16 protein-coding genes and 1 riboswitch are annotated in these 20106 nt (G+C 61.6%); of the genes, 10 read left to right on the forward strand and 6 right to left on the reverse strand.

All coding sequences use genetic code 11. From position 1 onward, the window contains the following. Nucleotides 1–34: 34 nt before the first annotated feature. From ASD00_RS37955 to ubiA, 3 genes are all read left to right on the forward strand, one after another. Complete coding sequence (locus ASD00_RS37955; RefSeq protein ID WP_057211586.1) at nt 35–850, forward strand: helix-turn-helix transcriptional regulator; 816 nt, start codon at nt 35–37, stop codon at nt 848–850. 205 nt (nt 851–1055) lie between these two features. Then, on the forward strand, nt 1056–1823 hold the full coding sequence (locus tag ASD00_RS37960; protein WP_225906245.1) for a MipA/OmpV family protein: 768 nt from the start codon (nt 1056–1058) through the stop codon (nt 1821–1823). 76 nt (nt 1824–1899) lie between these two features. Further along, the gene (gene ubiA / locus ASD00_RS37965) at nt 1900–2859 is read left to right on the forward strand and encodes a 4-hydroxybenzoate octaprenyltransferase (RefSeq protein WP_025426129.1); all 960 of its coding nucleotides are present in this window, start codon (nt 1900–1902) and stop codon (nt 2857–2859) included. A gap of 433 nt (nt 2860–3292) precedes the next feature. Here ubiA and ASD00_RS37970 read toward each other — a convergent pair whose 3' ends face one another. Next, nucleotides 3293–3859, reverse strand: coding sequence for a DUF6101 family protein (locus tag ASD00_RS37970; protein ID WP_025426130.1), 567 nt, complete (start codon nt 3857–3859; stop codon nt 3293–3295). 327 nt (nt 3860–4186) lie between these two features. On the opposite strand from ASD00_RS37970, the gene ASD00_RS37975 reads away from it, so the two are divergent. Continuing rightward, nucleotides 4187–6637, forward strand: a complete 2451-nt coding sequence (locus ASD00_RS37975) for a DUF1217 domain-containing protein (protein ID WP_025426131.1) — start codon at nt 4187–4189, stop codon at nt 6635–6637. Nucleotides 6638–6646: 9 nt separating this feature from the next. Here ASD00_RS37975 and ASD00_RS37980 read toward each other — a convergent pair whose 3' ends face one another. The 3 genes from ASD00_RS37980 to ASD00_RS37990 all read right to left on the reverse strand — a co-directional run bounded on the left by ASD00_RS37980 (nt 6647) and on the right by ASD00_RS37990 (nt 9893). Next, nucleotides 6647–8080 carry an FAD-binding oxidoreductase gene (locus ASD00_RS37980; protein ID WP_025426132.1) on the reverse strand — a complete coding sequence of 478 codons (1434 nt, stop codon included), beginning with the start codon at nt 8078–8080 and terminating at the stop codon, nt 6647–6649. A 152-nt stretch (nt 8081–8232) separates the two neighbouring features. Continuing rightward, nucleotides 8233–9207, reverse strand: coding sequence for an L-threonylcarbamoyladenylate synthase (locus ASD00_RS37985; protein ID WP_025426133.1), 975 nt, complete (start codon nt 9205–9207; stop codon nt 8233–8235). A gap of 86 nt (nt 9208–9293) precedes the next feature. After that, entirely contained in the window at nt 9294–9893 is a 600-nt protein-coding gene (locus tag ASD00_RS37990; RefSeq protein WP_025426134.1) for a DUF6656 family protein, read from the reverse strand. A 316-nt stretch (nt 9894–10209) separates the two neighbouring features. Beyond that, nucleotides 10210–10412: riboswitch (cobalamin riboswitch) on the forward strand. 105 nt (nt 10413–10517) lie between these two features. Here ASD00_RS37990 and ASD00_RS37995 point away from each other — a divergent pair. Further along, on the forward strand, nt 10518–11762 hold the full coding sequence (locus ASD00_RS37995) for an aromatic ring-hydroxylating dioxygenase subunit alpha (RefSeq protein ID WP_025426135.1): 1245 nt from the start codon (nt 10518–10520) through the stop codon (nt 11760–11762). 1 nt (nt 11763) lies between these two features. Continuing rightward, nucleotides 11764–12858 carry a hybrid-cluster NAD(P)-dependent oxidoreductase gene (locus ASD00_RS38000; protein ID WP_057211588.1) on the forward strand — a complete coding sequence of 365 codons (1095 nt, stop codon included), beginning with the start codon at nt 11764–11766 and terminating at the stop codon, nt 12856–12858. A 47-nt stretch (nt 12859–12905) separates the two neighbouring features. On the opposite strand, the gene ASD00_RS38005 is transcribed toward ASD00_RS38000, so the two are convergent. Beyond that, nucleotides 12906–13973 (reverse strand): GH25 family lysozyme, encoded by a 1068-nt coding sequence (locus ASD00_RS38005; protein ID WP_057211590.1) that lies wholly within the window; start codon nt 13971–13973, stop codon nt 12906–12908. A gap of 410 nt (nt 13974–14383) precedes the next feature. Between ASD00_RS38005 and ASD00_RS38010 the strand changes: the two genes are divergently transcribed. Then, nucleotides 14384–14815 (forward strand): BA14K family protein, encoded by a 432-nt coding sequence (locus tag ASD00_RS38010; protein ID WP_025426138.1) that lies wholly within the window; start codon nt 14384–14386, stop codon nt 14813–14815. 63 nt (nt 14816–14878) lie between these two features. Here the strand turns inward: ASD00_RS38010 and ASD00_RS38015 are convergent, their stop codons facing one another. Further along, on the reverse strand, nt 14879–15868 hold the full coding sequence (locus ASD00_RS38015; protein ID WP_025426139.1) for a transporter: 990 nt from the start codon (nt 15866–15868) through the stop codon (nt 14879–14881). Nucleotides 15869–16065: 197 nt separating this feature from the next. On the opposite strand from ASD00_RS38015, the gene ASD00_RS38020 reads away from it, so the two are divergent. The 3 genes from ASD00_RS38020 to ASD00_RS38030 all read left to right on the forward strand — a co-directional run. Next, a complete protein-coding gene (locus ASD00_RS38020) occupies nt 16066–17847 on the forward strand; it encodes an acyl-CoA dehydrogenase (protein ID WP_025426140.1) in 1782 nt (593 codons plus the stop codon). An 11-nt stretch (nt 17848–17858) separates the two neighbouring features. Further along, nucleotides 17859–18611 (forward strand): crotonase/enoyl-CoA hydratase family protein, encoded by a 753-nt coding sequence (locus ASD00_RS38025; protein ID WP_025426141.1) that lies wholly within the window; start codon nt 17859–17861, stop codon nt 18609–18611. Between the two features lie 361 nt (nt 18612–18972). After that, on the forward strand, nt 18973–20106 hold a 1134-nt coding region (locus tag ASD00_RS38030; protein WP_244496182.1), incomplete at its 3' end, for a cache domain-containing protein.

Raw genomic sequence — 20106 nt, forward strand, 5'->3', positions numbered from 1 at the left:
TGTGATGTGGTCGAGTTCTTTCGCGAGTGGGCCAATGCCGATCCATCGAATAAATTTGCCCGAACTGCCCGACGCCGACCATTTCAGGAACCTGGACTGGATCGAGACCGGAAACTCCGCCGTGCTCGCTCTCGGCCGCGATTATGGCGCGGGCCTGACCGTTCCACTCCACAGCCATACCCGCACGCAATTGTGGTGGGCGCGGCAAGGCGTTGTCCTTGTGCGTACCGCCCACGGACGTTGGCTCGTCCCGCCGGGGCACGCCTTACTGATCCCCGCGGGGGTCGAGCATTCGACCGAGATGATCAGCGATGTGCGCATGCACTCGATCTATTTCACCCCATCGCTGCTGCGCGCCGAACGGCCGATGGTAATGGAAATCACCCCGCTTGCGGGCAGCCTGGTCGATGCGCTTGTCAGCGTCGAGAGCGAGACCATGTCGGAACGGCGGGAACAGCTGATCATGGATCTCCTGCTCGAAGAGATCGCTCTTCTGCATGAGCGGCCGCTCGGCCTGCCTTTCCCGCGTGAGCAGAAACTGGCGCTTCTCTGCCGGCAGTTCCTGGAGGCACCGTCGGCGACCGCCCATATCGACCAGTGGGCCGATCGCCTGGGTCTCAGCCGACGGACATTCACGCGGATGTTCCGCAACGAGACAGGGGTCAGTTTCGTCACCTGGCGCCAACAGGCCTGCATCTTCGCATCGTTGCCGCGCCTTGCGGACGGTGAATCCGTCACCAATGTCGCGCTTGATGCCGGCTACGAGAACGTTGCGGCCTTCACCACGATGTTTCGCCGCATGCTTGGAAGCGCCCCCAGTCACTACCTGAAAATGTACCAGGGCCGGTAGGCATCGTCGCCGGCATGGCAAACGGGAGTTGAATTGACCTGGTTAACGGAATCGTAGGAACAAGGGGCAATAAGTCGCCCCCGTGTCCTTTCAGATGGCGCCAATGGCCGGCGCGCAGGGCACGTTCAAACTTCGCCCCGGCGAATGATTCTTCCGGAGTTGTTCCTTGCGTATCCGTTCTTTTCTTCTCCTTTCTGGAACCCTTTTGTTGTCCGCAGGCACCGCCTCGGCTGCTGACGGCCAGTATTTCTGGTCGGGCGACTGGTACTTGAAGGTCGGCGCCACCGGCTTTCTCGGCCCGAAATACGAAGGCGCCTCCAAGCGCATGTTCCAGGCCGCGCCGCTGATATCGCTCGGCAAGGCCGGCAGCACCGTTCGCTTCTCGTCGCGCAACGACAACATGTCCTATGCGCTGCTGGACCAGGGCGGGTTCCGCGCCGGCGTCGCCGGCAAGCTGATCTTCGAGCGCGACGAGAATACCTCCAGCGACCTTAGGGGGCTCGCCCCCGTCAAGTTCGGTGGAGAACTCGGCGGCTTCGCCGAGGTCTATCCGACCGATTGGCTGCGCGTGCGCGCGGAAGTCCGACAGGGCATTCGCAGCCACCACGGTATCGTCGCCGATGTCACCGCCGATGCCTTTACCGACATCAGCAGCAATGTGCGCATTTCTGCCGGTCCGCGTATGACGGCCGCCACCAGCGACTATTTCAGCGCCTATTACGGCGTGAACGATGCCGAATCGGCAGCATCAGGCCTCAGCACCTATAATCCGCATGGCGGCATTGATTCCGTCGGTGTTGGTGCGGCGATCAATTGGCAGGCAACGGAAAAGCTTGAGACCGGTGCCTATGCCGAATATCGCCGCCTGATGGGCCCGGCGGCCGACTCGAGCCTCGTGCGCGAGCGCGGCAGCCGCAACCAGTTCCTCGTTGGCCTGTCGGCCACCTATCGCTTCGACTTCACGCTTCCCTGAACGGTGGCGCCAAGCGGCGGGACGGTGCGGCATCGAACCGCTTGACCGCCCCGGCGCGTAGCGTCAAACAGGAGGCATGAACACGTCCTCCGCCGATTCCGGGCGCGTCCACGACGCGCCGTCGAACAACTGGGTCTACCGCGTGCTGCCGCGTGCGCTGTGGCCCTATGCGCAACTTGCTCGCTGGGACCGCCCGATCGGCTGGCAATTGCTGATGTGGCCCTGTCTGTGGTCGGTCGCTCTGGCCTCGGGCACGGCGGCGGCAGCGGGGCAATTTTCGCTCGGCCGGTTCGTTTTTCATAGCTTCCTCTTCATCGCCGGCGCCATCGCCATGCGCGGCGCGGGCTGCACCTTCAACGACATCGTCGATCATGACATCGACATGGAAGTGGCGCGAACGCGCTCGCGCCCCTTGCCATCGGGCCGGGTCTCCCGCTTTCAGGCAAAGGCCTTCATGGTGCTGCAGGCACTTGTCGGGCTGGTGGTGCTGCTACAATTCAATGCCGTCACCATTTGGCTCGGTATCCTGTCGCTGGGGCTTGTCGCAATCTATCCCTTCGCCAAGCGGTTTACCGACTGGCCGCAGTTCTTCCTCGGCCTTGCGTTTTCCTGGGGGGCGATCATGGGCTGGTCGGCCGAGTTCGGGACGCTTTCGTTTGCGCCCGTGCTGCTCTACGGCGCGGCGATCGCCTGGACGATCGGCTACGACACGATCTACGCCTACCAGGATAGGGAAGATGACGAACTTATCGGGGTGCGGTCGACGGCTCGCCGCTTCGGCGACAATCCACGCCCTTGGTTGATCGGGCTCTATGGACTTGCCATCGCGCTGATGCTTCTGGCGTTTCTCGCCGCAGGGGCCGGGCTGTTTGCCTATCTCGGTTTGCTGATCGCGGCCGTGTTGCTGATCTATCAGATCCTGGTGCTGAACATCCACGACCCTTCGCAATGCCTCGCATTGTTCAAGTTCAATGGTGTCGTGGGATTGATCATTTTCGCCGGGCTGGTCGCGGCCCTTTTCGTTCGGCTGATATGAAAAACCCCCCGTTTTGGCGGAGGATCCTGCAGTCTATCCGAAATGTTTGATACACGTCCGCCGGCACTTTCCCGAGAGATCTGCGAGAGCCTGATCGCTCAGCCCCAGCTGATTGCGCTGGCAGCCTTGCGCTTCTTCGCCTCGGTGCGCGCACGGAAAATCGCAACGATTGCGTCAATGGTGGCGGCAAGAGACTTGCGCATCGGGTATCTCCTTCTTTCGTGACCTTGGCTATGGGTCGGATATGGCACGAAGAAGGCGAGGCGGCTGTTTCCGAAGGAACACCCGCGATTTGGCTGTGAACGTTTTGGCGTTACAGCGCCGCGCGTCAAGTATGACGCGCTAAGGACGCTGTAGCACTTCAGACTTGCTGCATACAAAAACCGGCCGCAGGGAACGGCCGGCTTTTGCACTGGAGGTATTCGGTTAAGCCCTAGCTGCGGGCGATGATTTCGCGCCCGTCGATCTTCATGTTGACGCCAAGCCGGCCGGTGGAGCGGCGCACGAGGAAGCGCGGCCTGCGGTCGGCAAAGAAGGAGTGGCGGCGCCGCGGCTTGAGCGGTGCGGTGCGAACCTCGCCGAGATGCTCTTCGAGGGCGCGAGCGACGCCATCGGCTTCGACCATCAGCATCGGAATGCGATAGGCTTCGGCCCAGGCGCGCCAATCGGCAGCAATGTCGGAAAGATCATGTGCAACGAGCAGCGGAACACAAAGGTCCGGATCGTCATGATGAAGTTCAAGCGTCACTGTAACGTCTCCGTCGCCGTGGTCGATCGCGCGTGCCGCGACCCCTTTGAATGCCCGCGCCGGCAGTGCGATCGAAAGCGGCAGGCCGCTTGATGGTAGCACCTTGCGCAGAACCGCGCCACGCTCGTCCAGGCTGATCGTGACATTGCCTGTGTGGCCACGCAGGACGTAGCTTGCCTGCTGAGGAAAGCGCTTCGGATCGAGCCGGAGCGTGTTTTCGACCCATGCGGGTTGAGAGAGTGTATTGCGCATTTCAATCGCCCTTGTTTTTCCTTGAGAGCCGATTTCCGGTCTTCTCTTCGGGACTTTTCGTCCTCTATGGGCTGGAGAATAGGCGGCTCCCCTTCCGGCCGACTTAAAAATCGCGGTTAAGAAAACTTTGCGTTTTTCGATGGTTAGCAAAAGCCGAGCAGCCAAGGTTTCCGTTTCGTCAACGCGGTGGCTCGCATTCTTGGCAATGGCCTGGTCGCGGCCGGCGAAAAGCCACACACAAGCCTGTCGTGCAATCATGCCGTGTCAGAATTCTGTTTCGGGGGATTGGTGTGACCCGCCCCTGGGTTAAGCGACGGGGCAGCAGGCATGGTTTCGACCTATCTCAATTACAGCCGGATCACGAGCGACTTGAGGACCAGCCTCGATCGTGTTGCCGACCGGCCGCTGGTCGCGCGCGAAGCGCAGTACTACAAGGAAAATATCGGCAACGTGAAAACGGTCGACGATTTCCTCGACGATTACCGGCTCTATTCCTACGCCATGAAGGCACACGGTCTCGAAGACATGACCTATGCCAAGGCCTTCATGCGCAAGGTGCTTGAAAGCGATCTGAAGGATACGGACAGTTTTGCCAACCGCCTCACGGACGAACGCTATCGCAACTTTGCCGAAGCGTTCAGCTTCAGCACATCGTCAGCCGCGGCACAGACGACGGCGCAACAGGATGCACTGATCGGTCTCTATAATGAACGGGTCGCCAATCTCGACACTGTTCTCAAAGGAGACAACGCCTATTTCAACGCAGCTATGGATCTCGTCACCAACGTCGATCAGTTCCTCGGAAATGAACGTTTGCGTTCCTATGCCTTCGGCATCTTTGGCATCGATGCGCGCAACTACTCCTATGATCAGGTCAGATACGCGTTGACCGCCGAGCCGGCGGATCTTGCCAATTCCCAGACCACGGCGCAGACCCGGCTTACCGAAGCCACGAAGACGCTGACTGACTTTGACACGCGGGCAACTGCGATGAAGGACATCGCGACGCTGACGGCACAGCTTGCAGAGGCGCCAGCGGCGGACAAGCCTGGGATCCAGGCGCAGATCGACGCCAAGAACGCCATCGTCGCCGATCTCAACACCAAGCTGCCGCCGGTCGGTAACGAGTCGACCGCATTGATGAATCAACTTTCGACCGAAGTGAACATGCTGAATAGGCAGATCAGCATGCTCGATGCCTACAGGCAATTGAACGGCGCCTTCAACTTCGAAGCCGATGGTAGCGTGGCCGCGGGCAGCAAGGCGATCACCGACGAAAAGAAGAAGATGCTGAATGAGGCCTATATCTTCAGCAGCCCTCGGCTGACGCCATCGGGAGCCATCCTTAACCGGGATTATTTCGAGCAGAAGATCGGTTCGATCACGACCGTTGCGGAGCTTGTGGCCGACCCGCGCATCGCGGACTACGTCAGAACGGCTTTCGGCTTGCCCACCACCACCGTGAGCGCGACGATCGAGAACATTCTCACCAGCGACATCAACGACCCGAACAGCTACGTCAACAAGTTTGGCGGTGAATACAACAAGGCCTACAAGGCCCTGCATGCCGCGTTCAATTTCCAGCCCGACGGGACGCTGCCGGCAGGCGCCAAGGCACAGACCGCCGAACAGACCAATACCACCACCAGCGGCTATATGGTCCACTACAACGACGCGGACGATGCAGAGGACGAGGGCAAGATCAGCCGCTACAAGCTGCTGATCAAGACCATGAGCAACGTCGATAGTCTCGTTGGCAACAGCGAATTGCGGTCCTTCGTACTCAGCGCCTTTGGCCTCGAAAACGAAGACCTGACACCGCGCAAGCTGAAGCAGATTCTGACCAGTGATCTCAACAATCCGACGAGCTACGCCAACTCCTTGCGTGATGAACGCTATATCAAGCTGGTGAAAGCGTTTAATTTCAACGCGGACGGTACGCTTGGCTCACCCAAGCTGGCGCAGAACGAGGCCGACATCGTCAATACTGCCAAGGCCTACATCGTCGAGAAATCGCGCTTCGGCACGGAGGACGAAAAGAAGACCGCCAAGGCGAAGGCGGAAGGGGAAAGCAAGTACTACACGACGCAGATTCAGAAGATCGAGACGCTTGACGATTTCCTCAAGGACAAGCGCCTCGTCGATATCGTGCTGATCGGCGCCGGCATTGACCCGGAGGGTGTCAAAACCGACTACCTCAAGCAGATGTTCACCTCCGACCTCAACGATCGCAAGAGCTTCATCAACACCGATCCGAACGGCTTGAAGTATCGCGAGATCGTTTCCGCCTTCAATTTCGACAAGGACGGAAAGATAGTTACAGGCGAAGCCGGGCAGATACAGACGCGGCGTGGGCTCACTATGACGTTCGACCTCTACCTCAACCAGACGCTTGAGGAGAGCGAGGGCGAGGACAATGCCGGTGTTCGGCTGGCGCTTTATTTCAAGCGCAAGGCGCCGGAAATCACCACACCCTACGACCTGCTCGCCGACAACGCACTGATGCAGGTTGTTCGGACCGCCTACAGCATGCCCGAGGGCCTCGCGAGCGCCAAGATCGAGATGCAGGCCGCTTACATCGAGCGCCTCATGGATATCAAGGACCTTCAGGATCCCGAGGAACTCGAAAAGCTGCTGAAGCGTTTTACCGCGCTTTATGACGTCGAGAACAACACCGACGTCAATCCGGGGCTTGCCATCCTGACGGGCGGCAGCGGCGGCGGCATCAGTGCCGACGCATTGTTCTCGCTTGCACAGCTGAGAGCCGGCGGCCGGTAAAAAGCGTCGTCAGTCTGCCCGCAACACCTTGTCAGGGTTCATGATGCCCGCCGGGTCGAACGCGTGCTTGATGCGGCGCATCAACTCGATTTCGATCTCGGGGCGGACCTCGGCGAGCTCGTCGCGCTTCAACTGCCCGATGCCGTGTTCGGCCGAGATCGAGCCGTTGTACTTCAGCACGATGCCATGAACGATGGCGTTCATTTCCCGCCAACGGTCGAGGAATGCCTGTTTGTCGGCGCCGAGGGGCTGCGAGATGTTGTAGTGAATGTTGCCATCGCCCATATGGCCGAATGAGCAGATGCGTGCGCCCGGCATCGCCTGCATGACGGCCGTATCGGCCTCCTTCATGAAGGCGGGGATGCTCGATACGGGGACGGAAACGTCGTGCTTGATCGAGCCGCCTTCGGGCTTCTGCGCTGGCGACATGCTTTCGCGCATGTGCCACAGCGCCTTGCGCTGTTCTTCGCTGGTCGCAATCACTGCGTTCTCGACCAGGTCGGCGACGATGCCCTGCTCCAGCAGTTCGTGCACCATGCGTTCGGCACTCTCGGCGGAATCGGAGGTGGAAATGTCGATGAGTACATACCACGGGTGAACGGTTTCCATCGGGTCGCGCACGCCTGGAATATGCTTTGTCGTGAACTCGACGCCGAGGCGCGGCATCAGTTCGAAGCCGGTGAGCGCAGTGCCGCAGAGGCTCGAGGCCTTGTCGAAGAGGGCCAGCGCATGTTCGACGCTGCCGACGCCGGCAAAGGCCACCTGATGGCCAAGGGGCTTCGGAAACATCCTGAGCACCGCGCCGGTGATCACGCCGAGCGTACCTTCGGCGCCGATGAACAGGTCGCGCAGGTCGTAGCCGGTATTGTCTTTCTTCAGCCGGCGCAGCCCGTCCCAGATCTCGCCGGTCGGCAGAACCACTTCGAGGCCGAGGCAAAGCTGGCGCATGTTGCCATAGGCTAACACTGCGGTGCCGCCGGCATTGGTCGAGAGGTTGCCGCCGATGCGGGCCGAGCCTTCCGACCCGAGCGACAGCGGAAACAGTCGATCGTTATCATCGGCCGCCTTCTGGATATCGGCAAGGATGCAGCCGGCGTCGGCAACGATGACATTGCCGACGGGGTCGATGTCGCGAATCCGGTTCAGCCTCTGCAGCGACAGGACGATATCGGCCTTGCCCTCGCGCGGGATCTGACCCGCCACATGGCCGGTGTTACCGCCTTGCGGAACGATTGCCGTTCGGGTCGCGCTTGCAAGCTTCATGATGCGCGACACCTCCTCGACCGAACCGGGGCGAAGCACCATCGGGGTGGTGCCCTTGTAGAGCCCGCGGGATTCGATGAGGTAGGGCGCGAGGTCCGCCGGGTTCGTCAAGGCATTGGCGCTGCCGACGATGTCGATGAAGGAGGCGATCAGTTCGGGAGAGGGGAGCGTCGTCGTCATGGCCCTGCCTTCGCAAATGCGCCCGACGGCGCTACTGCATAATTCCTTAAATCGGAATCGAATTAAGGACAAAATTATGCAGCGGGTTTAGAGCGTTACAGCGTCCTTTGCGCGTCATATTTGACGCACGGCGCTGTAAAAGTGCCTGTCGGTCAGTCTCTGGGGGCGGCAGCACGCTGCAGCCGGTCGAGGATCGCCTCTCCCAACCCTTCCGAAGGGATGGGGCCGAAGGCGATGGTTGCGGAGCCGCTGGCATCCGCCCTCTTCATATAGTCGAAAAGATTGGCAGCTGCCTCGCGCAGGCTGCCTGCCGGGCTGAGGTCGAGTACGATCGCGGCGTGCTCTTCGCCGGGGAGCGACGCATTGCCGAACCGGATCAGCGCTTCTCCCGGACGCACGTCGGCGGCGTCGAGCCGGACAGCTGCGCCCGGCGCGTAGTGCGAGGCGAGCATGCCCGGGGCCTCGATAGTCGCTCCGGCGCTCTGCGGCCTCGAGACGGTAAGGCCGGTCAGCCTTTCGATTTCGAAGACGTCGAGACCGCCCGGACGCAGCAGGCGCAGCGCGCCGTCCTCGACCTTGATGATCGTCGATTCAAGCCCGATCTCCGCAGAGCCGGCGTCGAGAATGAGCTTGAGGCGCGGCCCGAGATCGGCTTCCACATGGGCAGCGCTTGTGGGACTGATCTTGCCCGACGTATTGGCGCTCGGTGCGGCGAGCGGGCGGCCGAAGCGGGCAATCACCCGACGTGAAAAGCCATCAGGCATGCGGATGCCGAGCGTGTCGAGGCCGGCCGAGGCAAGCGCGTGCACGGTGCTTGTTGTGCGCTGGGGCAGGATCAACGTCAGCGGGCCGGGCCAGAACGCTTCGGCCAGGCGCCGCGACAACGAATCGAATGTCACATGGGCTTCAGCCATCGCCATGTCTGACACATGCGATATCAGTGGGTTGAAGCGTGGACGCCCCTTCATCTCATAAATACGGCTGATCGCATCGGGATTGGTGGCGTCCGCTGCCAGGCCGTAGACCGTCTCGGTCGGAATCGCGACGGGCTCGCCTTCGGCAAGCACCGCACAGGCACGCTCGATCGCCCGTTCCGGCTCGGTCCGTGTATCGATGATTTCGGCCATGTCGCTTCCGTTTCCCTTTCCGAGGCTTCCTTAAAGGAGCCACGGTGAAAACAGAACGATTTTCTTCAGGCAACCGGGTCTGCGCTTCAGAGGCTGCGAATGATGCGCTTCAATGCCTCGTCGCGCGCGCCGAGCATCAGCACGTTCTTGAGCGCGACTTTCGGGTCGTCGGTACGAAAGAGCAGCCCGTTGTCGCGAACGCTGCGATTGATGGTCATCTGCCCCTCTGGCGCATCGGGCTCGATGGCAACGGCGAAGTACATTCGGGAATAGCCGGTCTGGATGCGTTCGAAGAAGTGTTTCTCGTCGCCGAGGTCACAGAAGAAGTTGGCGAAATAGAACGACCAGGTGACGTCCTTGGACGGGGCGAGATGTGTTCTCGCCGCCGTGACATGGCAATAGCCGAGATGCGGCCGACCGGTGAGCGTGCGGTGGAAGATCATCTTGGGAAACTGGATCGAGGTATGGAAGCCGTTCATCCGCTTGTGCGTCGTTTCGCCGGCGGTCGTCAGCTTGTGGGCGGTGCGCTCGGCAACCTCGTCATAGCTCAGATAACGCCGCTCGCGCTGCGACCATTGACGCCTTTCTATGCGGCCGGTGCGCAGGAACTCGGTGTGGACCGCTGTCTTCGGAGCGATCGTTGGCAGCTTCTCGGCTGCGGCGTCGTAGTATTTGAGCTTTGCCATGAACTTCAATGCGCTGTTTGCCGGTTCGGCCGGTTTCTCCGTCAGGCGACGCTAATGCATTATGGTTAATGGAAGATTTCACTCGCGTCGGTGGGCCTTGCCCCGCGTCACGGGAAGACATGTCGCAAAATGGCGAAGGATCCGCGCTTTCTCGCAAGCCTTGCCGGAAAAAGCGACAATTGCTCAATCCTTGAGCTATCCTATTGTTTACAATGAAAAATGATCAATCACAGGGCGTTTGGTGCGCTTGATGTGCTGTGTCGTCTTTCTGGAATCGGATGTCGTTAATCGGCAGCTACGACGATGGCTTCCGCGATTAGATATGCCTACTCAAGGTGCTGTCTTTTAGGGAAGGCGGAGAATTGGGAAGCCGGTCAAAACCCGGCGCTGCCCCCGCAACGGTGGTGGAGCGAAAGCCACGGCACAAAGCCACTGGACGGTTCCGTCCGGGAAGGCGCCGGGCTGGTCCTTGCGGACGGCTCCTGAGCCCGGAAACCAGCCTTGACGCGAACAGACCGTAACGGGTTGCGGCGGGCAGCCGGATCGGAGCCGTCATCGCACAGGCAATGCGCCCGTGCGGGTTCCAGTCCTGCCTCTCCGAAACAAGGCGAACGAGGACAGGACATGGACATCAAGGGCGATATGCTCCGCAAGCTGAAGGGTCGACGCGACGGCTACAGCCTCGACCGGGCCTTCTACATCGACCCCGACTACTACAGGCAGGATCTCGAAAGCATCTGGTACAAGGACTGGTTGTTCATCGGCCACGACTGCGAGATCCCGCGTGCCGGTAACTATTTCACCGTCCAGGTCGGCGATTATCCTGTCATTATCGTTCGCGACCGACAGGGCACGATCCGCGCCCTGCACAATTCCTGCCGTCATCGCGGTTCTCGCGTCTGCGCGCAGCACAAGGGCTCTTCGGCCAAGCTCGTCTGTCCCTATCACCAATGGACCTATGAGCTCGACGGCGCGCTGCTCTTTGCCCGCCAGATGGGCGAGGATTTCGACAAGGCGGCCCACGGCCTGAAGCCGATCCACTGCGAGACCGTCGGCGGTTACATCTTCATCAACCTGTCCGAGCAGCCGATGGATTTCGGCCCGTTCCGCGACATGGTCGCGCCCTATCTTGCGCCGCACCGCCTGGGTGAAACCAAGGTCGCCTTCGAAAGCACGATCATCGAAAAGGGCAACTGGAAACTCGTCTGGGAAAACAACCGGGAGTGCTACCATTGTGCCGCCAACCACCCCGAACTTTGCCGCACCTATCCCGAAGCGCCGACGGCGACCGGTGTGCAGGGCGCCAAGGATGATCCCGTCATTGCCGCGCATTGGGCGAAATGCGAAGCAGCCGGACTGCCGAGCGAGTTCCGGATGTCCGAGACCGGCCAGTTCCGCTCGGCGCGCATGCCGTTGATCGACGACGCCGAGAGCTACACCATGTCCGGCGCCCGCGCCGTGCGGCGGCAACTGTCGGCAGACGTTAGCCAGAAGCATATCGGCACGCTCCTGCTCTTCCATTATCCCTCGACCTGGAACCATGTGCTGGCCGACCACGCCATCACCTTCCGCGTCCTGCCGCTCGGCCCGGAGCTGACGCAGGTGACGACCAAGTGGCTGGTCAACAAGGACGCGGTTGAAGGCGTCGACTACAATCTCGAGCAACTGACGCATGTCTGGACCGAGACCAACGATCAGGACCGCCAGATCGTCGAGGAGAACGCCTTTGGTATTCGCTCGCCGGCCTACCAGTCAGGCCCCTATTCGCCCGAACACGAAGGCGGCGTGATGCAGTTCGTCGAGTGGTATTGCAAGTTCATGGAACAGCGCCTGCAGGGCGAGGCTGCTCCGCTTTCCCGGGTCGCCTGACATGCAGATGGCATCCTCGTTCCATCATTTCGACGAGCTTCATGTCTGGATCGACAGGCAGAACATGCTCGAATGCACATCGGCCGTGATCGAGACCGCCGATGTGATGACCTTTACCTTCCGGGCGGAAAAGCCGGCCTGGTTCCGCTATCTGCCTGGGCAGTTCGTCACGCTCGAGCTGCCGGTCGCCGACGAGCCGGTCATGCGCACCTACACGCTGTCGTCGACGCCCTCCCGGCCGTTGTCGATCGCCGTCACCGTCAAGGCGCAAGCCGATAGCATCGGCACGCGCTGGATGTTCGATCACCTGAAGCCCGGCATGCGGCTGAAGGCGTTCGGTCCGCTCGGCGATTTCAGCTTCGTGCGCCATCCCGGCGAAAAATATCTCTTCATATCGGCAGGCTCCGGCGTCACGCCGATGATGTCGATGACGCGCTGGATGGCGGACTGCGTTCCCGAGACCGACGTCACCTTCATTTCCTGCGCCCGCCGGCCAGACGACCTTCTGTTCCGCTCGGAACTGGAAGTGCTGGCGCGCCCGATGTCCGGGCTAAACCTCGGCTTCGTGGTCGAGGGGCATGAGTCAAGGCACGGATGGCACGGGCTGCGCGGCCGCATCGACGGCGCCAAGCTGCCGCTGCTTGCACCCGACTTCATGGAGCGCACAGTGTTTTGCTGCGGTCCGGAGCCGTTCATGCGCGGCGTGCGCGAGTTGCTGAAGGCGGCCGGTTTCGACATGAGCCGCTATCACGAGGAAAGCTTCCAGCCGGCGGCAGCACCGGCAGCCGAGGAGATAGCAGTCAGGGCAGGGGCGGCAGCCGACGCCGAAGCGCATGGCGCCAAGGTGGTCTTCACCATGAGCGGCAAGGAGATCGAGGCCAAGCCCGGCCAGACGATCCTGCAGGCGGCGCGGGCCAACGGCGTCAGGATCGGTGCGGCCTGTGAAGGCGGCATCTGCGGTACGTGCCGGGTGATGAAAGTCGCCGGCGAGGTCGAGATGAACCACAACGGAGGTATTCTCGACGACGAAATCGATGAGGGCTACATCCTCGCCTGCTGCTCGCGGCCGCTTGGAGATGTACAGATCGAAGCCTGACAATGCTTGATGGTCGCGGGGAGCGTGTTCTTTCCGCGACCGACCCGTCAGCGGCTGGCCGCGGCCGCCAGCCGCACGGCGCGGTCGTGCCGACCGAAATCGATCGACCCGGTCGCCATCATGTCGACGCCTTCGCCGGCGGCGCTGGCAGCTTCGGCGCGGCTGATAAGCAACGGCTGGCTTTCGATTTTCGCCGTCGCCTGGGCAGCGCTGGCGGCGCCGACCCCGTCGTCGGCTCTGGCAATGAGAACGAGCGGCAGTGCCTTTTCCGGCAACAGGGCGCCGCCGGCCCAGATCGGTCGCAAGGTGGCGCTGCTCATAGCCGCGACATTGACGTCGATGTCGTCAAGTGTACCGGGCACACGATAGGGACAGCGGCGTTTGCCGCAATTGATCCCTGACGAGAATTGCCACAGCGCATAGCTGTCCCAGTTGCCGATCGGAAACACATTGCGGATATCCGGCTTGTAGCGGGCATACCACAGGGGTAGTCGCGACAGCAGTCGGTGCTTCGCGCGGTTGGCCGCGATGTATTTGGCCGTGACATGATTGGTGTAGAGCATCGGGTAGCGGCCGGTGCGGGTCTTGATATGTCCGGCAAAGATCGCCGCGTCTTCGAGCGACATGAATTTGTCCGGGTCGATGCCTTCGAGATCGAGCACCATCAACTCGTCGTCGCGCGGGCTCGCATAATCGAGAAAATGGTTGGCCTGATCGACCGGGTTGCCGGGGCGGGCAAGATGATAGGCGCCCCACAGCAGCCCATGGGAGCGGGCGATCATCCGCCGTGTCTGGTAGAGCTCGCGGCTGACGGCGTATTTGCGCCACATCGTCTTGCAGTGGGCGACAGTGTCGCCGCCATGATCGCCGGTGCAGGAGAAGCTTTCCGGCAGGCCGTCGGAGGCCTTGGCGATGAAGCCGGAGATACGCTTGTCGGAAAGCATTGTCTCCCAGTCGATGCTGTTCATTTCATAAGCGTCGACGATGATGGCGTTGGACTTCGACTTCCAGGGCTCCAGTTCGCCGGCGCGTGCGTTCACCGCCGCGAAAGCCAGACCCAGGAGGGTCGCGAGGCGCAGAATCATCCGTAAGGTGGAGATATACCGCTTTGCCATTCAGTGAGATTGCCGACTCTACAGTTAATTGATCGTAAATCCCAGTCCCCGAGCCGACTGTGCTTGAGACGGTGGCGAATGTATAGAGACTTATGGCTGTATATCAGAGGGTGCTTCTATTGCTGTCGCTGTCCCTTGTCGGTCCGATATCTGCAGCTCCATGTGTACTGTCACAGGCGTGAAGCCAGTCTCTTTCGCCGTCCGTCGAGGCGGCAGGCGAGTCAACTTTGTATGCCGGAACATGGAACAAAACCCGTCACTTAGACGTTAGCCGGCGACCGTTTTCGATCGGACCGTAATCAGGATACGTATCGACACGCGGCTGAAATCGCGCAAACTGGCGGTTGTGAAGGTGGCTCGCTGGCGTCGGAAGCGGCGCAAGTGCTCGTATGGAGAGTTATATGAGAACAATGACAGGCAAGTGGTTCGCCGCAGCGATTGCTGCCGCGGTCTTGATGACTTCGGCTGTGCCGTCCCAGGCTTTCATGCCGGCTCCGCTGCGTGTTGAACGGCAGAGTGATGCCACCGAGGTCCAGTATCACCGCCCCGGCTACGAACGGCGCGGCGGATATTATTATTACAATGGCTATCGCGGCTATAACTATCGCCGTCCGGGCTATCGTTATTATAATGGCTGGTGGTACCCGATGGCGGCCTTCGGCGCCGGCGTGATCATCGGCGGAGCCGTTGCCCAGCCGCCGCGCTACACGCGGCCTGCGCCTGCCTATGGCAGCCGCCATGTGCAATGGTGCTACGACCGCTACCGCTCCTACCGGGCCTACGACAACACCTACCAGCCCTACGGCGCGGCGCGCCGGCAGTGCTACTCGCCCAATAGCTAAGAGGGCAAGGAAGAGACAGCAAAAAGGCCGGGCATTGTCCGGCCTTTTCTGATGCCGGCAAGGTCAGAGAATGCCGATCCGCCTGAGGATCCACCACGCAAGGCCCATGGAAAGCGCGATGAACAGCGCGGCATACAGCGTGCCGCTGCCATCGGCGAAGGGAAGGGCGCCGGTGTTCATGCCGAAGAAACCGGTGACCAGCGTCGGCGGCAATAGGAAGGCTGTCATCAGCGACAGAATATAGAGGTGCCGGTTGGTTTCGGAGGAAATCTTGCTGTCGATCTCTTCGTGCAGCAATCGGGCGCGCTCCTGGAGTGCGAAGACGTCGCGATCCACGGCCTCGAGCCGATCGTAGAGGCGCTCGGTGACGTCGATGAAACCGGGCGGCACCTCGTCTTCGTCCGACGCGCCGGCGCGGCGAAGGAGAGCAAGGATCGTGCGCAGGTGCCGGTGAAGGCGAACCACGGTGCGGCGCAATGGCGCCAGGCCCGGCTGCTGCCGGTGACCGGCTTCGCCATAGACGTGATCTTCGATGACATTCAGCTCTTCGGTCAGTTCGAGCACCAGCGAGATCAGCGTGCGCTGGAATTCGACCACCAGCATCTCGAAGAGGTCGATCGGCCGCGCGCATTTGGTGCTCTTTTCGACTGCGGCCTTTACCCGGTCGATGCTGCGCAGCGGGTGCAGCCGCGTCGTGATGATCACCCTGTCGCTGACGGCAAAATGCAGCCAGCCGATCGTCTTCGTCACCGCATCGAAAGTGCGCTCGAAATCGACCAGCGTTCCGTGCACGATATCGTCGGAGACAGTGATGGCCGCCTGGGTGTCGTGGCTGGTCAGCGTCGTTACGGCTGCCGGCGGCAGGTTGCCGATCCGCTCGATGAGCGCCGGCGTTCGCGCGTCCGAAAGCGCCAGATGCAGCCAGACCCAGCCGTCGCCCTTGATGAGACCGTCGATCGAGGCATCGTTGGCGATGCGCTGGCATCGGCTTTCGCCAGGCAGGAAGCGGTAGGCCCAGACCAGGCCGGGTATCTCGGGGGAAATCAGGTTCATTTGAACGCCTTGGCGAGGGCCATCGTTACTGGCTTCTATGCGCCGTTGATGACAGTTTTGTTACGATGCCGTCCGCACCGGCAACCATCACAACGCGGGCTGAATTGACGTTGACGTTTACGTAAAAATCAATAGTGTTCGGCCAAACGAAGATGCGCCGGCAGCTGCGAAAGCGCCCGGTATCTGGGAGGATCATCATGTACAAGGCACCCGTTGATGAGATTGCATTCACGCTGAAGCACGTGGCCGGAATGGCCGGCGCGCTGGAAAGCGGCGCTCTCGGCGACCTCGGCGAGGATCTCGTGGATGCGATCCTGTCGGAGGCAGGACGTTTCGCGACCGAGGAAGTGGCGCCGCTCGGCGACGTCGGCGACAAGCAGGGTTCCCGTCTCGTCGATGGCAAGGTTCAGACGCCTGACGGTTGGCGCGATCTCTATCACAGCTGGATCGGCGGCGGCTGGAACGGGTTGACGGCTCCGGAAGAATTCGGCGGCCAGAACCTGCCGCATATGCTGCATGTCGCGGCCATGGAAATGTGGAACGCCGGTTCGATGGCATTTGCGCTCGGGCCCACGCTTACCATGGGCGCCGTCGACGCGCTGGAGAAGCATGGCTCCGAGGCTCTGAAGGCAACCTACCTGCCGAAGATGGTATCCGGCGAATGGACCGGCACCATGAACCTGACGGAGCCGCATGCCGGCTCCGATCTTGGCGTTCTCAAGACCCGGGCCGAACGTCGCGACGACGGCACCTATCGCATTTTCGGCCAGAAGATCTTCATCACCTGGGGCGAACACGATTTCACCGACAACATCGTCCACCTCGTCCTGGCGCGGCTGCCGGATGCGCCTGCAGGCACCAAGGGCATTTCGCTGTTCCTCGTGCCGAAGTTCCTGGTGAACGCCGACGGTTCGCTCGGCGAGCGCAACGATCTGTTCTGCCATTCGCTCGAGCACAAGCTCGGTATCCACGGTTCGCCGACCTGCACGATGATCTATGGCGACGGCAAGTTCGGCGCAGAGAAAGGCGCGATCGGCTACCTCATCGGCGAAGAAAACCGCGGCCTTGCCTGCATGTTCACGATGATGAACAACGCCCGTCTTGCCGTCGGCATGCAGGGCGTCGCGATTGCCGACGCCGCCACCCAGAAGGCAATCGCCTTTGCCAAGGAACGCACGCAGGGCAAGGCGCCCGGCTGGTCCGGCCAGGGCATGAGCCCGATCATCGAGCACCCGGATGTTGCCCGCATGCTGCTGACGATGAAGGCCCTGACACAAGGGTCGCGCGCCATCGCCTATGCCTGTGCGCATGCGGTGGACATGGGCCATGCGGCAGACGGCGACAAGGCGAAGTTCTGGCAGGAGCGCTCCAGCCTGCTGACGCCGATCGCCAAGTCGTTTGCGACCGATGCCGGCGTCGACGTTGCCTCGCTTGGCATCCAGGTTCATGGCGGCATGGGCTTCATCGAGGAGACCGGTGCCGCTCGTTACCTGCGCGATGCCCGCATCGCCCCGATTTACGAGGGCACCAACGGCATTCAGGCGATCGATCTCGTCACGCGCAAACTGCCGCTTTCGGGCGGCGAACACGTCCGTGGCTTCATTGCCGAATTGCGCGAGATAGGTGGCGCGGTCCGCGCCTCCAACCGTGAGGGATTCGGCGAAACTGCGGCGCGACTAGATGCTGCGCTCGACGATCTCTCCGAGGCGACGGAATGGCTGATTGCTGCTGTTTCGGCCGGTAAACTCTCCGAGGCACTGGCAGGAGCCACGGCCTGTCAGCGCCTGTTCGGTCTCGCCTTGACCGGCGCCTACCTCGCCAAGGGCGGTCTGGCCGAAGCGTCTGACGGTAAGGACGAGCAACGCATCGCGCTCAGTCGGTTCGCCGCGGAAAACATGCTGGCGGAAACCTCCGCCTTGAAGGATCGTGTCGTTACCGGTGCCGACAGCCTTGCTGCCGCGCGCGCCGTCTTGGGTTGAGGGGAAATATCATGACCGACCAGGTGCTTGTCGAACGTCCGGAAGCCTATCCGGGCGTGCAGGTCATCCGCTTCAACCGGCCGGAAAAGAAGAACGCCATCACGCGCGACATGTACGCGAAGATGACCAATGCGCTGACGGTTGCCGGCAGCGATCCGGCCGTTCGCGTGACCGCGTTCCTCGGCACCGAAGGCTGCTTTTCCGCCGGCAACGACATGGCCGACTTTCTGGCGTTTGCCATGGGCGGCAGCATGGGCACCGAGGTCATCGATTTTCTGAAGGCGCTCGCGGGTGCGGCCAAGCCGGTCGTCTCCGGTGTCGACGGGCTTGCCATCGGCATTGGCACGACGATCCACCTGCATTGTGATCTGACCATCACTTCCGCCCGCTCGGTGTTTAAGACGCCCTTCGTCGATCTGGCCCTGGTGCCGGAAGCGGCGTCGAGCCTGATTGCGCCGCGCATCATGGGGCATCAGCGTGCCTTCGCTCTGCTTGCCGCCGGCGAACCCTTGGAAGCGCGCGACGCGCTCGAAGCCGGACTGATCTGGAAGATCGTCGGCCAGGATGCCGTCGAGGAAGAGACGCTTTCGCTCGCCGCCCGCCTTGCCAAGAAGCCGCCGGAGGCGCTGCGCATCGCCCGTGATCTCGTCCGCGGTGACCGCAGTGATGTGCTCACGCGTATCGACGAAGAGGCGAAGCACTTCGCAGCGCAGCTGAAAAGCGCCGAGGCAAGGGCTGCTTTCGAGGCCTTCATGCGTCGCTAGGACGTTTTCCCGGCATCCCTTTCGGTGCCGGACAAGCAAAGTCGGGGCGGTCCTTTAACCGTCCCTGTGTGAAGATCGCGTTGCCGCCGGCATCCCGAACTTGCATATGACAATTTTAATCGCTTCTTAAATAGCGATCGCTAGCGTGCGGCGCGATAGGCCTACCCTCACCAGGGTGGCCCCGGCCGCATGAGGCATGGCTGGCCCCGCCTTTTTGGCATGTTCAACGTTTTCCCGAGGCTTGACCAACCGCCACTCCGGCGGCTGAGCGATGCTGCGCGTGAAAATCATCGAGAGCTCATGTCCGGCGAAGCACGCCGGCCCCTGTTAGGAGCCCATCTTGTCCAAGCGATCGAACCTCATGACGCGCATTCTCGTCGCCGCGTCCGGTGTCGTTGTTACCGCCTTTGCCGGCTTTTCCGTCTATATCGACACGCTTCAGTACGACACAACCACCAAGGCGGTCGAAGAAAACATCTCGTCCTCCAGCGTCCAGGCCGCACAGAGCGTCGCCAAGTGGCTCAACGGTCGCGTCACGTTGACGGCGATGGTGGCCGACGCCGCCGGTCGGACGACCGATGACAACGGCGTCCAGCCGATCCTCAAGAACGACGTGCTGACCAACGAGTTCATCTCGACCTATGTCGGCAACGAGAGCGGCAAGTTCATCACCTGGCCGGACAATCCGATGCCGGCGGGCTACGATCCGCGCCAGCGCCCGTGGTATCAGCAGGCCGTCAAAGCCGACGCGCGTGTTCTCACCGAGCCCTATGTCGACGCCTCGACCGGCGACCTCATCATCAGCGCTGCCGTTCCGGTCAAGCGCGACGGCAAGCTTTACGGCGTCACCGGCAGCGACTTCTCACTGGAAACGCTGGTCTCGATGGTCAAGGGCATCGACGTCGGCGGCGAAGGCTTCGCCTTCCTCGCCAGCAAGGACGGCCAGATCCTCGTTCACCCGGATTCCAAGCTCGTCACCAAGACGCTTGCCGACGCCTTCCCGATCGACACCCCGACGATCAGCTCCGGCATCATGAACACCGAACTCGATGGCAAGCCGATGATCGTCAGCTTCGTACCGGTTCAGGGCCTGCCCTCGGTCGAATGGTATGTCGGCTTCGTCATCGACGCCGATGTCGCCTATTCCGCGATCGACCAGTTCCGCATTGCCGCAACCGTCGCGACCATTCTCGCCGTCGGCGTCATGCTCGTCTTCCTCGCAACCTTCCTCAACCGCCTTGTCATCCGCCCCGTCACCGACATGACCGGCGCGATGGAGAAGCTTGCCGCCGGCAATCTCAACGTCGAAATCCCCGGCGAAGATCGCCGCGACCAGATCGGCTCGATGGCCGCCGCAGTCGCCGTCTTCCGTTCCAATGCGGTCGAGCGTGCCCGCCTCGAAGACGAGGCCGACGCCAACCGTTCACTGTCGGAGCGCGAGCGCCTGGAACGCCAGGCTCGCGATGCCCGTGATGCTGCCGAAGTGCAGCAGGCC

Source organism: Ensifer sp. Root31 (genome assembly GCF_001424825.1).
Classification (GTDB): Bacteria; Pseudomonadota; Alphaproteobacteria; order Rhizobiales; family Rhizobiaceae; genus Ensifer; species Ensifer canadensis.

Excerpts from the sequence above, each read along its gene's own strand:
- ASD00_RS37955 (WP_057211586.1), top strand. The coding sequence starts at position 35 with ATGCCGATCCATCGAATAAATTTGCCCGAACTGCCCGACGCCGACCAT.
- ubiA (WP_025426129.1), top strand. The coding sequence starts at position 1,900 with ATGAACACGTCCTCCGCCGATTCCGGGCGCGTCCACGACGCGCCGTCG.
- ASD00_RS37970 (WP_025426130.1), bottom strand. The coding sequence starts at position 3,859 with ATGCGCAATACACTCTCTCAACCCGCATGGGTCGAAAACACGCTCCGG.
- ASD00_RS37975 (WP_025426131.1), top strand. The coding sequence starts at position 4,187 with ATGGTTTCGACCTATCTCAATTACAGCCGGATCACGAGCGACTTGAGG.
- ASD00_RS37980 (WP_025426132.1), bottom strand. The coding sequence starts at position 8,080 with ATGACGACGACGCTCCCCTCTCCCGAACTGATCGCCTCCTTCATCGAC.
- ASD00_RS37985 (WP_025426133.1), bottom strand. The coding sequence starts at position 9,207 with ATGGCCGAAATCATCGATACACGGACCGAGCCGGAACGGGCGATCGAG.
- ASD00_RS37990 (WP_025426134.1), bottom strand. The coding sequence starts at position 9,893 with ATGGCAAAGCTCAAATACTACGACGCCGCAGCCGAGAAGCTGCCAACG.
- ASD00_RS37995 (WP_025426135.1), top strand. The coding sequence starts at position 10,518 with ATGGACATCAAGGGCGATATGCTCCGCAAGCTGAAGGGTCGACGCGAC.
- ASD00_RS38000 (WP_057211588.1), top strand. The coding sequence starts at position 11,764 with ATGCAGATGGCATCCTCGTTCCATCATTTCGACGAGCTTCATGTCTGG.
- ASD00_RS38005 (WP_057211590.1), bottom strand. The coding sequence starts at position 13,973 with ATGGCAAAGCGGTATATCTCCACCTTACGGATGATTCTGCGCCTCGCG.
- ASD00_RS38010 (WP_025426138.1), top strand. The coding sequence starts at position 14,384 with ATGACAGGCAAGTGGTTCGCCGCAGCGATTGCTGCCGCGGTCTTGATG.
- ASD00_RS38015 (WP_025426139.1), bottom strand. The coding sequence starts at position 15,868 with ATGAACCTGATTTCCCCCGAGATACCCGGCCTGGTCTGGGCCTACCGC.
- ASD00_RS38020 (WP_025426140.1), top strand. The coding sequence starts at position 16,066 with ATGTACAAGGCACCCGTTGATGAGATTGCATTCACGCTGAAGCACGTG.
- ASD00_RS38025 (WP_025426141.1), top strand. The coding sequence starts at position 17,859 with ATGACCGACCAGGTGCTTGTCGAACGTCCGGAAGCCTATCCGGGCGTG.